Origin of the sequence: Hirschia litorea, assembly GCF_042665075.1 — a bacterium.
GTDB lineage: Bacteria > Pseudomonadota > Alphaproteobacteria > Caulobacterales > Hyphomonadaceae > Hirschia > Hirschia litorea.
The window spans coordinates 1174319-1186497 of record NZ_JBHTBR010000005.1; the positions used below are offsets into that span (position 1 = coordinate 1174319).

Here is a 12179-nt window from a genome sequence, read left to right on the forward strand (position 1 = left end):
ATAGAAAGTTTTTATGCGTTTAACGTTAAAATCACTCTTCGCGTCATGCATTAGTGCCGCGTTGACTATGCCTGCTTGGGCGCAAGCTGAACAGCAAGAAGTAATCGTCGTTTCGGCATCTCGCATGGGGGAGCCTCTCGATCAAATTGCGCAGAGTATCTCTGTTCTAGATCGAAGTGCATTAAACCTTCAAAACGCTGATCATATATCTGAAGCATTGGCACTTGTGCCCGGTGTAGATTTACATCGTGGATCTGGTGCGGAGCATCTAACGGCTATCCGGTCGCCAATATTAACGGGCGGCGCGGGGGCTGGGTCATTTCTGTATCTACAAAACGGTGTTGCTTTGCGTTCGGCTGGTTTTGCGAATGTAAATGGGCTGTTTGATACGCATTATGATATTGCTGAACGTATCGAAGTTGTGCGCGGACCCTCTGGTGCGGTTTATGGTGCAAATGCCATTCATGGCGTGATCAATGTCATCACACCGGATGCATCCGCTGAAGATAGTGTGATGGTCTCCGGAGACTCACAAAATAGATATAAAATGCAAGCTGTGACGACACATAGTTCTGGTGCACATGGTTTTGTGATTGCGGCTTCTGGCATTACGGAGGCCGGCTATCGACAGAATGCGGGGCTCGATCAGCAAAAATTTACGCTGCGCCATCAATATGATGGGGCGGGTGTTGAAATTGATACCATTTTATCTGGATACAATCTGAACCAAGAAACTGCGGGTTTCATTTTCGGACGCGATGCTTTGAATGACCGTGATTTGCGCCGAGAGAATGAGTTTGAAGATGCTTATCGCGATGCAAAAGCAATCAATTTACAAAGTACGATTGGGTTTGATGTTTCCGATAAGGTTCGTGCGCAGATTACACCTTATTATCGCTGGAACGAAATGGAGTTCTTGCAACATTTTTTACCGAGCCAAGCTGTTGAGAAAAACGCGCATCAAAGTATTGGGCTGCAATCAACATTCTCGTATGAAGATGGGGCTGTATCTATACTCTCTGGTTTGGATTTGGAGCTTACAGAGGGGGAGCTTAGTGAGGTTCAATCTATTCCACGTGTTTTCTCTTACACACAAGGCACGCATTATGATTATGAGGTAGAAGCTTTCTCTGCTTCCGCCTTCGTTGAGGGTGAATATCAGTTTACTGATAAAACAAAACTTAAAGCAGCTGTTCGTGTCGATAATACAGCTTACAAATACGACAATCAGACAGATTCAGGGATAGTAGGTCGTTTTTTGAGACTTGATGATCGGGATGATGATTTCGTCACGGTAAGTCCCAAATTATCACTTACGCATGCTTTTAGTGAAGATGTGACGGGATATGTTAATTACTCACATGGGGCGAGGCCGCCGCAAACAGCAGATTTGTATCGCTTGCAAATAAGACAAGCTGACAATCCAGCTGAACCTGAAGAGATTGATGCTTTCGAGTTGGGGATGCGGGCTGATATTCATGAGCATTTACGGGTTGAGGCTGTGGCTTACCATATGGATAAGTCTAATTTTTTCTTCCGTGATGCGGATGGGTTTAATGTTAGCAATGGAAAAACACGCCATCAGGGAATTGAACTAGATACCCAATTTAGACTTAGTTCATCATTGTCTTTATCAGCGGCGGTATCTTATGCGCGTCACACTTATCGTTTTGATCGCGATACAGGAAATGAGTTTGAATCAATTCAATTTGGAGATGATATTGATACAGCGCCTCGTTTAAGTGCGAATGTGCGTGGGCAGTGGCAGGTGAATGATAGTATAGGGCTCGCGCTAGAGTGGGTTTCACTGGATGAATACTACACCGATGCGGCAAATGCTCATAGTTATGAGGGGCATAATGTCTTGAATTTACGAACTAATTTTGCGCTTAATTCGAATGTAGATTTAGGCGTTTCTATTCGTAACCTCACTGATGAATTATACGCGGAACGGGCTGATTACGCGTTTGGTGAAGACCGCTATATGCCGGGAGAAACACGCACATTTGGAGTAAGTTTGCGGTTTAAGAACTAAACTAAATAGCTTCTGAAGTGTTGGAAATAATGCATACAAAAGAGCCCGTGAAAATGAATTCACGGGCTAGATGCTAAATGATGGGACGTAGGCGATAGGAAGAGGATTATCGCTATTATTTAGCGACACCATCATTTAGATTGAGAAGAGGTTCATGCTTGAAATAGGGCGTGACGTCTTCATTTGAGACCTGAAAGCAATTGGCGAGCATCCATTTGAGATTGATGCCGATGCGCGGTGCTTGAGGTATTGTCCACGTGTATGCAATCTCTTTTTCTTCACCGTCGGCTGGTTTTGCGGGTGAGTTTGAAATTGCAAATGCATTGCTGGATGAAATTCCTGATGTGCCCTTTAGAGCGACTTCCTCATTGAGGAGTGCTGCACAACGTGATTTTGCATGGGGGATGGCGCGGCATGGAAAGCTGGATGAAGCTTTAAATGTTGTGAGTGACATATCCTCTAAGCGTGAAAAAATGCATGCAATCAGTCGTATCGTGCGGGTGATGATGCAGCCGGATATGAATGCGTTACTGCGTTATTTGTAGACGTTGAAAAAAGTAGAATTTCCCTCCAAGGGCTTTGCAGCTTTATTTAGATTGCAAGCGCGTACCATTAGAGGAAGTGGGGGGGAAGTTGAATGAGCACGTGACCTTGATTTAATTTTCAACCTCTTTCGTTAGTTTTGCAATTTTTTAGCGAAGAGAGAATGAAAGAAACTTTTCAACCCCACTAAGTTATTTGCCCTAAAGATCTCATCTCCATCGGTCGCTGCTCTGGTTTGCCGGGAGGAGCTGAGTTCGATTTTATTCCTATGAATTGTATGGAGGAGGTGGCAACGCATACAGGCGTTCTGCTCGTTTATATTTTTGTTTGGAATTATAAGTGCTGCTTTAAAGCAACGCTTCCTACGTAAAACACCATATTGCTGATTGTGTATTGTTGACAATGTAAAGATTGGGCGTAGTTTGCCCCCCCGTTACTAAAGTCTGAGCTTGCGCGTTGACGAGGGAGTGTGTGCTCCGATGTTTGGTAACCAGCTGTTGGTGCCCCATTTTTATGCCAATTGCCAAAATTCAATAAGTGGACAGCTGTTTTTCTGAAATTGGGAGGAATATATATAATGAGATCAGGCCTAAGAAATTCATCAGCTGTGGTCGCTCTATTGAGTGCTATAGCGATTTCACCAGCCATTGCGCAGGAAGCCGCAGTGGAAACGACTGCGCAACAAGCTGCTGATGAAGATAGAGCTGTTTTAGACACAATCGTTGTTACAGGTATTCGTAGTTCTTTGAAGGACGCGATGGATATTAAACGCTCAGGACAGGGTGTTGTTGACGCGATTTCAGCCGAAGACATTGGTAAATTTCCAGACACCAACCTTGCAGAGTCCTTGCAGCGTATTACGGGTGTATCTATTGATCGCTCGAATAATGAAGGTAACCAAGTTACTGTTCGTGGTTTCGGACCAAGCTTCAACATGGTGACATTGAACGGGCGTCAAATGCCGCGTTCTTCATCTCTTTTAACTGACGGTATTCCACGGAGTTTCAACTTCCGTGAACTATCATCAGAGCTTGTTTCAGGCATTGAAGTATATAAAACGGGTCGTTCCGATGTCGATTCCGGCGGTATTGGTTCTACAATCAATGTGAAAACAGCGCGCCCATTCGACAATAAAGGGTTTCAAGCATTTGGAAGCCTTAAAGGCATCGCTGACCTGAGTGTTGAAAATGGTGACAGCGTGACGCCTGAGATTTCAGGTCTTATTAGTCACACATTTATGGACGACAAGTTTGGTGTGCTTTTGGCTCTATCTCAATCTGAGCGCGATAGTCACCGTGATCGTGCAGGTACACAAGGTTGGGTACGTAATCGTGGCCAGAATATTGATACAAGCGCGGTTGATAACGGAACAGGTTCGTGGTGGGCACCATGGACAGTTGATTTGGATTCATGGGATACTGAGCGCACACGTCAAAATGGACAGCTTGTGCTGCAATTTGCGCCGACAAACGATATTACTGCGACAGTGGATTACACAGCGACACGCTTTGAGCAGTCGACATCGATGAACCGTCAAAGTCTTTGGTTTGATAACCCAACAGGTGCTGCTGATGTAAATGGTACATTGGTAAATCCGATCCAAACCAATGATGAGTTGAACTTCTGGGCTTGGCAATTTGAAGAAAAAACAGAGAGCGATTCAATTGGTTTGAACCTCGAATGGCAGGCCACAGACACGCTATCTTTTGAACTTGACGTTCATGATTCAACATCAAAATCTAATCCGAATGGCGTGAATTCTGAGCAATTAGCTAACTTGGCTAACCCTGGTAAGCTTGTGAATTATAGCGCGGATTTCTCAGGGGATATTCCAACTGTAGATGTAGACGATTCAGCTTTGACTGGCGGTGCATATAATGCAGACAATATTATCGCTGACTTGTTCCAAACGCGTGGATATCAGATTGATAACAACGTTCAGCAGATCAAATTGGGCGGTACTTGGGAGAATGCGGGCGATGGTGCGCTAACTCAAGTGAAGTTTGGTGTGCAGAAGACTAAATACGCAGTCGACACGAAGACATTTGGTACATTTGCATTTGTGACATCGCTTGACCTTACAGGTCTTGGGCTGACATTTGACAATGCTGGAGATGCATTGGATGAATTTGGAGATGCGTCACAGACATTCCCATTCATTCCAAACTATAGCGCTTTAGGCTTCATCGAGCTAACGAAGGGGCAAGACTTGTTCTTCCAAAGTGCGCCAAGCTTGAATGGTGTTGAAGAGCAAACATTAGCTATGTATGTGAATGCCGATTTTGAAACTGAATTCAACGGCATGCCAATTTACGCAAACGCTGGTGTGCGTTTTGAAGACACTGATGTTGAAGCCTATTCAGTGCAGCCAGCTATCACAAACTTGCAATATTGGCATGAAGAAGAGATTCAGCTGGTAACAGGTGATGATGTCCCTGCGGGTCTAAGCGGTGGATACAAGCGTATGTTGCCTAACTTCGACATGAAAGTTGACATTACTGATGCGCTAGTAGGACGTTTCTCATACGGAAAAACTATGACACGTAGTGGTTTAGGGAACATGTTCCCATCGACAACTATTACACAAAGACGTCCAGGTGACATATTCAAAGCCAGTCAGGGTAACCCTGGATTGCTTCCATATGAATCCGACAACTTCGACTTCTCACTTGAATACTATTACAATGATGCGAGCTATGTATCTGTTGGGTATTTCCAAAAGTATGTTGATAACTTTATTGGTCAATCAACAGAGCTGCGTACTATTAATGATGCAGCTGGAAACCCGCTTACAGACCCAAGTGTTGATCCAGGTGCGGGATGTCCAAGTTCCGTGATCCCAACAGAGGCGTGTTTGAACCGTCCTGATCAACCTGTAATCATGTTTGAAACGACCACAACAACAAACCAAGGCTCTGCTGAGGTCGATGGTTGGGAGCTAAACGTGCAGCACATGTTTGGTGAGACAGGGTTTGGTGCGATCGCTAACTACACGATCGTTAATGCAGATGTGGCATATGATATTCGTCAAATTGACGGAAACCGTGCTTTGACAGGTCTAAGTGACTCTGCGAACTTGGTTGCATTCTATGAAAAGAACGGCATTCAAGCACGTATTGCGTATAACTGGCGTGACGAGTTCTTGTTGGCTGGTGGCAATGAGCCAACTTTCACCGAGGCTTATGGTCAAATCGACGCGAATGCGAGCTACGAAATCAACCCGCACTTCACTGTGTTTGTTGAAGGTCTAAACCTTACAAATGAAACAACGCGAACACATGGTCGTTACAAAGAGCAATTGCTCTCTGCGGAACAATATGGTCCACGCATTAACTTTGGTGTGCGCGCCAAGTTCTAATCTTGGTCTAGATCTAGTTTTGCTTTTGTAAAGTTAGCGATTGAAGAGGCCGTCACATCTGTGGTGGCCTCTTTTGCGTTGGTAGGTGTATGATTTCTTTTTAGCCTTCATGACGGAGACGAAAATGAATAGATTGACGACTTCTGTGGTGATTGTGGGTGGCGGGAGCGCTGGTTGGATAACTGCGGGCACTTTGGCTGCAAGGTTCCGCGCAGAATTTAAGCGAGATGTGTCTGTCACTTTGGTGGAATCTCCTAATGTGCCGATAGTTGGTGTTGGTGAGGGAACGTGGCCAACTATGCGCAAAACACTCATGAAAATGGGTATTCGAGAAACAGATTTTATCCGTGAATGTAATGTCTCGTTCAAGCAGGGGGCAAAGTTTGCGAAATGGGCCACAGGTGAAGAGGATGATTATTACTATCATCCACTCATGCTGCCTCAGGGCTATATGGAAGAGAATTTAGTCCCACATTGGCTGGAGAATAATGGCGGTATGTCATTTTCCAAAGCAGTGTGTCCTCAAGAGGTTTTGTGTGAAAATGGATTGGCTCCAAAGCTAATCACGACACCTGAATATGCTGGGATTGCGAATTACGCCTATCATCTTGATGCGGGTGCATTCTCCGAGTTTTTAAAAAACCACTGCACGCAAGAACTTGGTGTGCGTCATGTTCTCGATGATGTGACTGGAGTAAATTCTGCTGAGAATGGTGATATTTCTTCGGTGCAGACCAAAGAGAGTGGGGATATATCGGGTGAGCTTTTCATCGACTGTACTGGGTTTAAGTCTTTGCTCTTGGGAGAGCATTTTAATGTTCCATTCAAGTCCTGCAAAGATGTGCTATTTCTTGATACGGCCTTAGCTATACAAGTGCCGTATCAGGATGAAGATAGCCCGATTGCCTCACATACAATTTCGACGGCACAAGATGCTGGATGGATTTGGGATATTGGGTTGCCTACCCGCAGAGGGGTTGGTCATGTCTATTCTAGTGCACACACGACACAGGAAATAGCAGAAGAAAAATTGAGAGATTATCTATCTGCATCTGTGAAAGACGTTGCGGAATTAGAATTTCGAAAAATACCTATCAATCCGGGGCATCGCGAGAAGTTTTGGGAAAAGAACTGTGTGGCGATTGGGTTGGCAGCTGGATTTCTTGAACCATTGGAAGCATCGGCTTTGTTGCTGGTGGAAATATCCGCCAATTTCATCGCGGAACAATTTCCCGTCAATAGATCGGCGATGAGTGTCATTTCAAAGCGTTTCAACGAGACTTTTCTCTATCGCTGGGATCGCATTATTGATTTCTTAAAGTTACATTATGTCGCGAGCTCACGTACTGACAGCGCTTTTTGGATTGATAATCGTGATCCTCGTTCAATTCCAGATAGCCTGCAAGAATTGCTTGTGTTGTGGGAAAATCAATCCCCATGGCATGATGATTTTGACCGCGCTTTGGAAGTTTTTCCAGCCGCAAGTTATCAATATGTATTGTATGGGATGGGGTTTAAAACAGATGATTTAGGAATGGGTGTTTCTGATCCACGTCGAGAATTTGCTTATTCTCAATTTTCAAGAAACTTGAATATGTCCGAGGATTTGAAACAAAAATTGCCGAAAAACCGAGACCTTATTCGGAAAATCAATAAGTACGGACTTCAAAAAGTGTAATCTAATATCGCGGGACATAGGAAAATCTAAATAGGCCGCGAAAAGGGGAGATCAAAATGCCAAACTCAGTCATGCTCAGTAAAGACACGCACCTGAAAACACGTGTGATAACTGATCGGGGGAGCCAGTATGGGGAGGGTGTGCATATTGTGCCCGTACTCGCGACAGAGCTGAGAAGTCTCGTGTTGGATTTCCCTATTTGCCTTTTGAAGGATGGTGAAACGGGACAATTTGGATTGTACGCATTTCTAGGGTTTGATGCGGGAGAAAATTTGTTTCTTCAAGGAGATAAATGGACCTCTTCCTATGTGCCATTAAATGTTAGGCGCCAGCCCTTTATGGTCGGTTTCTCGCAACAAGAGGGAGAGACTGAAAACGCGGTTGTAACAATAGATATGGATAGTCCACGTGTTCAAGAAGAGGCGGGTGAAGCGCTCTTTACGGAAGAGGGAGAGCCAACCCAATTCCTAAAAGATGTTGAGCAATTACTATCCAATATGGTTGCGGGGTCAAAGGCAACTGAGGTTTTCATAAAATCTCTTATAGATCATGAGTTGGTTGAGCCGATTAAGTTGAATGTAACATTCAACAATGGTGAAGAAAAATCTTATGATGGCATGTACACGGTGAATGAAGAAAAGCTTGCAAAGTTGGATGCGGGGCCGCTGCAAGAACTGCACGCGAAGGGATATTTGCAGGCAAGCTATCATTTGTTGTCGTCTATGGGGCATATCCGCAAACTCATAGAGTATAAAAACGCTCTTTAGTTTTTACGTTTGGGAGTTGAAACGCGCCCAATAGCTCCCAGTCGGCCTCGGTACATTCGCGTAAGAACTAAGCGCGCTCTGCTGGTGAGAATAGGGCTGTTGAGCGGGCGCGTTTTGTTTGACCTTTCGCGTTGTTTTTTGAATAGATCAATACCTACGCAAATTGGTCTATTTTTTCGAATCCAAAACCAACCTCGCATCTAGGGGGGGCATCATCGGTTTAACTTATCAAATGCGATGTCTTTGTTTGTACAAAGCAAATCTTAAGCGCACTTTTCTCCATCATATCTTGAAGGTTGTCTAATGGGCGTTGAAGGCCCACATCATATTTTTGAGGCATGGATGAGTATTTTAGGTGTAATTTAAGCATAAAATTTTTCGCATTATGCTTTTAAATTGGGGGATTTTTGTGCCTTCAGTCTGTTGGACTCACGCCACCACATGACTTTATAGATGTGGCAAAAAAACAAGAAATTCGGAAATCTGTGGTGGGAGGAGTTGCATATTTTGTAGCTTGCATGATAAGTCTCAATTTAGACAACGATGTCTAAATGAACTGATTAATAAGGTTCTGGGAGGAAAATTATGAAAAAATCCGATAAGAGCGGGGCTGGTTCTCTGCATCTAAAATTCGGCGCGTCACTGGTTGCGTTATCAACAGTGATGACCATGCCTGCATTTGCACAGGAAGCAGATGAGGTGGCAACGGTCACGTCAGAAGAAACAAAGACTTTGGATACTATTGTTGTTACAGGTATTCGTAAGTCGCTGACAGACGCCATGGACATGAAGCGTGAAGCTAAAGGTGTTATGGATGCCATTAATGCGGAAGATATAGGTAAATTCCCCAATTCAAACTTGGCTGAATCACTTCAACGCATTCCAGGTGTGTCGATTGACCGTGTGAATGGTGAGGGTGGTCAGATTACAGTTCGTGGTTTTGGGCCAAGCTTCAACCAAGTTACACTAAATGGACGTAGTCTTCCAACTGCGGATGTACCTCTTGTGGGGGCTGGACTTAGTGGAGATGCATCTGGTGCAACAGGGCGTGCATTTGACTTTTCAAACCTCGCTTCTGAAGGTGTGCGCGCCTTGGAAGTATATAAAACAGGCCGCGCAAACATTGCTTCCGGTGGGATTGGTGCGACTGTAAACATTGTAACGCGCCGTCCACTCGAAGAGGCTGGATTTCAAGGCTCAATCACAGCCAAAGGTGTTCACGATACAACAGTAGACCGCGGTGATTCAATCACGCCGGAACTTGCTGGTACAATGAACTGGTCAAATGAAGCCGGAACATTTGGTGTTGGCTTGTTTGGTAGTTATTCTAAGAGACACAGCGCGGCAGCAGGGGCAAACTCAGCAGCTTGGGAAGTCATCCCTTATTCTGAATTTGCAGGTCTCACAAATGATGACACGGTGATTGAAAACGCACCGACTGATCCAACAACACTTATCACGCTTCCACGTGATAGCCGTTACCAATTCTCTGAATTTTCACGCGAACGCTTGAACGGGCAGTTGGTTTTGCAATTTGCACCGTCTGAAAGAATGCGTTTCACAACAGATTACACATTTGCTGTGAATGAAGGTCGCGAAGACAAAGCTGAGATTTCAAACTGGTTTAACAGACCATTTTCCGAAGTCGTGTTCGATGACAGTTCCGTTCCAACTGCGGTATTCTTAAAAGAGCCAACCACCAATAAAGGTGCAGCAATGCAACAAACCCTTCGCATGACGAAGGATGAATTGCACTCATTTGGTGTAAATGGTGAGTTTGACGTAACAGATAAGCTTACAATTGTTTTGGACGCACATTCTTCAAAAGCTGAAGTTTCTCCAAATGCACCTATGGGCTTTACTGAAATAAACGTCGGTCTTGACCATAAATATGGTCCTTCCGTGTCTCACGGGGTGGACTATAGCGGTGATATCCCTGTGATGATCATCGAAACAGTTTCTGGTTCAACAGTGGTAGATACAGGCTTGGCTGCAAGTCAGGTTGCCAATGGAATTCAGACAATTGTTCAGAAGAATGAAGTTGATCAAATTGATCTGCATGCCAAATGGGAGTTGGATGATAATTCAAACCTCGTATTTGGTGGTAACTACCGCACTCAAACAAACCTGTCTGATAAAACGCAATATCAGCAAATTTTGGGAAACTGGGGTGCTGAAAACCCAGGTGATGCAGATGCGCTAGCGCCGGGTGCTCTAGAAGTTTTCTGTATGTCTTGTAAATTTGAAGACCACTCAATTGGTGGTGCAACAAGCGAAGGCGGCGCTGTAAACCCTTATGTTGAAGGTGTTCGCGGTGATGCTGCTGAGCTATTTGCTGCGTTGAGTGCTGCCTACGCTGCAGGTTACAATGGTGCGCCTCCGCGTCCATTGAACACAACAAGCAGTGCGATTGATGAAATCCAAGAGGATGTCCTCTCGATTTACGCGCAATTTGATACAGCATTCCAAATCGCTGATCGTGATGCGGCTTTAAATGTTGGTTTGCGTTATGAATCAACAGATGTAAGCGCAGCTACACAATCTTCACCAACAGCTGGTGTGCTTTGGCAGGGTAATAACGACTTTGCATTGGCTGCATCTTCAACTGCAACTGGTTACTCATCTACTGCAAGCTATGACAACTTTATGCCGAATGTAGATTTTGCGGTTGATGTTACTGACGATATGAAAGTGCGCGCATCTTACAGCCGTACTATCGCACGTGCGACCTACAACAATCTGTTCGCAAGTGACTCAGCTGGAACACCGTCTGGTCCAACAGCATTGGCAGATGGTAACCTTCCAAACGGAAGTAAAGGTAACCCAGGCCTATTGCCACTAGAGGCTGATAACTTCGACGTGTCATGGGAATGGTATTACGGGGCTTCTAACTATGTATCTATTGGTGCATTTGAGAAGCGTGTTCGTAACTTTGTGGGTACAGAAACTGTCGAAGGAAACCTGTTTGGACTTCGCGATGTAAGTTCGGGTGCTGAGGGTACACGTTCAGGTGCTGCCTTAGGTATTCTTGAAGACCTTGGCGTTGAACTGAACGAAGATAACTTCTTTGCTGCTTCAGTGTATGTTGACCAAGCAGGTGGTGATGTTGCCGCTGCTCAAGCAACTTTCATCGCAAACCAAAATGCTGATGGAAACATTGATGAAGATGAATATCTGCGCCTAGAAACTAACTTTGAGTTGGCTGCAAACGCCACAGATCCATTGATGACATTTGAATTGAGCCAACCGGTGAACAACCGTGAAGCGAAAATCAATGGTATCGAAATCCAAGGACAACACTTCTTTGGTGACACTGGATTTGGTTTAGCTGGAAGTTATACAATGGTGGAAGGGGATGTCGGCTTTGACATTCTTGGAGATCCAGACGTGACTCAATTTGCGCTCGTTGGTCTAAGTGACACAGCGAATGCGACGTTGATTTATGAGAAATACGGTTTCTCAGGGCGCTTGGCATACAACTGGCGTGATGAGTTCCTGCAAAGCGCAAACGATGGAAACAGAAACCCGATTTTTGTTGAAGCCTATGGTCAAATTGATTTGAGCTTAGGATATGAAATCAATGATAATCTTTCAGTATCGTTTGAAGGTGTGAACTTGAATGAAGAGCGTTCTCGTACGTTCCAACGTTCACAATCTGCAGTGCGCTTCCTCCGTGAAAACGGCGCGCGTTACTACTTCGGTATAAACTACAAGTTCTAGATTTTTTTAGAACGATAAGAAAGGAGCTACATTCTGTGTAGCTCCTTTTTGTATTTATTCCCTTGCTGATCCACCGCA

General features: G+C 44.6%; 6 protein-coding genes. 5 read left to right on the plus strand and 1 reads right to left on the minus strand.

Annotated elements, in window-relative coordinates; genetic code table 11:
- Positions 1-13 precede the first annotated feature (13 nt).
- Positions 14-2035: a TonB-dependent receptor gene (locus ACFQS8_RS14075; RefSeq protein WP_382168447.1), complete on the plus strand. Its 2022-nt coding sequence runs from the start codon at positions 14-16 to the stop codon at positions 2033-2035.
- Between the two features lie 115 nt (positions 2036-2150).
- On the opposite strand, the gene ACFQS8_RS14080 is transcribed toward ACFQS8_RS14075, so the two are convergent.
- Positions 2151-2489 carry a hypothetical protein gene (locus ACFQS8_RS14080; RefSeq protein WP_382168449.1) on the minus strand — a complete coding sequence of 113 codons (339 nt, stop codon included), beginning with the start codon at positions 2487-2489 and terminating at the stop codon, positions 2151-2153.
- Positions 2490-3155: 666 nt separating this feature from the next.
- Between ACFQS8_RS14080 and ACFQS8_RS14085 the strand changes: the two genes are divergently transcribed.
- The 4 genes from ACFQS8_RS14085 to ACFQS8_RS14100 all read left to right on the plus strand — a co-directional run bounded on the left by ACFQS8_RS14085 (position 3156) and on the right by ACFQS8_RS14100 (position 12101).
- The gene (locus ACFQS8_RS14085; RefSeq protein WP_382168451.1) at positions 3156-5936 is read left to right on the plus strand and encodes a TonB-dependent receptor; all 2781 of its coding nucleotides are present in this window, start codon (positions 3156-3158) and stop codon (positions 5934-5936) included.
- A 124-nt stretch (positions 5937-6060) separates the two neighbouring features.
- Positions 6061-7614, plus strand: coding sequence for a tryptophan halogenase family protein (locus tag ACFQS8_RS14090; RefSeq protein ID WP_382168453.1), 1554 nt, complete (start codon positions 6061-6063; stop codon positions 7612-7614).
- Between the two features lie 56 nt (positions 7615-7670).
- Positions 7671-8381 carry a SapC family protein gene (locus ACFQS8_RS14095; RefSeq protein WP_382168454.1) on the plus strand — a complete coding sequence of 237 codons (711 nt, stop codon included), beginning with the start codon at positions 7671-7673 and terminating at the stop codon, positions 8379-8381.
- 585 nt (positions 8382-8966) lie between these two features.
- Positions 8967-12101 (plus strand): TonB-dependent receptor, encoded by a 3135-nt coding sequence (locus tag ACFQS8_RS14100; RefSeq protein ID WP_382168456.1) that lies wholly within the window; start codon positions 8967-8969, stop codon positions 12099-12101.
- Positions 12102-12179 lie beyond the last annotated feature (78 nt).

Bases quoted from the DNA above. Each gene is read 5' to 3' on its own strand.
- ACFQS8_RS14090 (WP_382168453.1), top strand. From the start codon at position 6,061: ATGAATAGATTGACGACTTCTGTGGTGATTGTGGGTGGCGGGAGCGCT.
- ACFQS8_RS14085 (WP_382168451.1), top strand. From the start codon at position 3,156: ATGAGATCAGGCCTAAGAAATTCATCAGCTGTGGTCGCTCTATTGAGT.
- ACFQS8_RS14075 (WP_382168447.1), top strand. From the start codon at position 14: ATGCGTTTAACGTTAAAATCACTCTTCGCGTCATGCATTAGTGCCGCG.
- ACFQS8_RS14100 (WP_382168456.1), top strand. From the start codon at position 8,967: ATGAAAAAATCCGATAAGAGCGGGGCTGGTTCTCTGCATCTAAAATTC.
- ACFQS8_RS14080 (WP_382168449.1), bottom strand. From the start codon at position 2,489: ATGTCACTCACAACATTTAAAGCTTCATCCAGCTTTCCATGCCGCGCC.
- ACFQS8_RS14095 (WP_382168454.1), top strand. From the start codon at position 7,671: ATGCCAAACTCAGTCATGCTCAGTAAAGACACGCACCTGAAAACACGT.